10 tRNA genes are annotated in these 1050 nt (G+C 53.1%); all 10 read right to left on the bottom strand.

What is annotated here, in order from left to right:
* Window positions 1-69: 69 nt before the first annotated feature.
* Window positions 70-146, bottom strand: a tRNA-Ile gene (locus tag AC1D0Y_RS29580).
* 5 nt (window positions 147-151) lie between these two features.
* A tRNA-Gly gene (locus AC1D0Y_RS29575) sits at window positions 152-225 on the bottom strand.
* An 11-nt stretch (window positions 226-236) separates the two neighbouring features.
* Window positions 237-312 (bottom strand) — tRNA-His (locus tag AC1D0Y_RS29570).
* Between the two features lie 10 nt (window positions 313-322).
* Window positions 323-398: transfer RNA gene (locus tag AC1D0Y_RS29565), tRNA-Phe, on the bottom strand.
* Window positions 399-406: 8 nt separating this feature from the next.
* Window positions 407-482: transfer RNA gene (locus AC1D0Y_RS29560), tRNA-Asp, on the bottom strand.
* 4 nt (window positions 483-486) lie between these two features.
* Window positions 487-563: transfer RNA gene (locus AC1D0Y_RS29555), tRNA-Met, on the bottom strand.
* A gap of 25 nt (window positions 564-588) precedes the next feature.
* Window positions 589-681 (bottom strand) — tRNA-Ser (locus AC1D0Y_RS29550).
* Between the two features lie 29 nt (window positions 682-710).
* Window positions 711-787 (bottom strand) — tRNA-Met (locus tag AC1D0Y_RS29545).
* Between the two features lie 30 nt (window positions 788-817).
* Window positions 818-893 (bottom strand) — tRNA-Ala (locus AC1D0Y_RS29540).
* Between the two features lie 5 nt (window positions 894-898).
* Window positions 899-975 (bottom strand) — tRNA-Pro (locus AC1D0Y_RS29535).
* Window positions 976-1050 lie beyond the last annotated feature (75 nt).

The raw sequence follows: 1050 nt of genomic DNA, 5'->3' as shown, positions 1-1050 counted from the left end.
AGGTAGGACTCGAACCTACGACCGATCGGTTAACAGCCGATAGCTCTACCACTGAGCTACTGTGGAATATGGTGGGCCTAAGTGGACTCGAACCACCGACCTCACGCTTATCAGGCGTGCGCTCTAACCAGCTGAGCTATAGGCCCATTTTTGGAGCGGGTGATGAGAATCGAACTCACGACATCAGCTTGGAAGGCTGAGGTTTTACCACTAAACTACACCCGCGTTACTTAAGATGGGGCGACTGATGGGAATCGAACCCACGAATGCCGGAACCACAATCCGGTGCGTTAACCACTTCGCCACAATCGCCGTCTTAAAATGGTGGCTCGGGACGGAATCGAACCGCCGACACAAGGATTTTCAGTCCTTTGCTCTACCAACTGAGCTACCGAGCCAAACAAAATGGCGGTCCCGACGGGAATCGAACCCGCGATCTCCTGCGTGACAGGCAGGCATGTTAACCGCTACACCACGGGACCACTTTGGTTGCGGGGACAGGATTTGAACCTGCGACCTTCGGGTTATGAGCCCGACGAGCTACCGAACTGCTCCACCCCGCGATGATATGAATATGGTATAAATAAATGGAGGAGGAAGAGGGATTCGAACCCCCGCGGGCTTTGACACCCCTGTCGGTTTTCAAGACCGATCCCTTCAGCCAGACTTGGGTATTCCTCCGTATATATTTATAAYAAATGTAACTTATATGGTAGCGGCGGAGGGAGTCGAACCCACGACCTCACGGGTATGAACCGTACGCTCTAGCCAGCTGAGCTACACCGCCATATTATTSGTTACAATTATTTAATTTAATTGGTGGAGCCTAGCGGGATCGAACCGCTGACCTCCTGCGTGCAAGGCAGGCGCTCTCCCAGCTGAGCTAAGGCCCCATAAATGGTCGGGAAGACAGGATTCGAACCTGCGACCCCTTGGTCCCAAACCAAGTGCTCTACCAAGCTGAGCTACTTCCCGTTTATGGCGCGCCCGAGAGGAGTCGAACCCCTAACCTTTTGATCCGTAGTCAAACGCTCTATCCAATTGAGCTAC

The sequence above is a fragment of the Priestia sp. P1_B12_1 genome, assembly GCF_056406695.1.
Note: the sequence above shows the minus strand (reverse complement) of the source record. Positions and strands in the feature narration are given on the sequence as shown.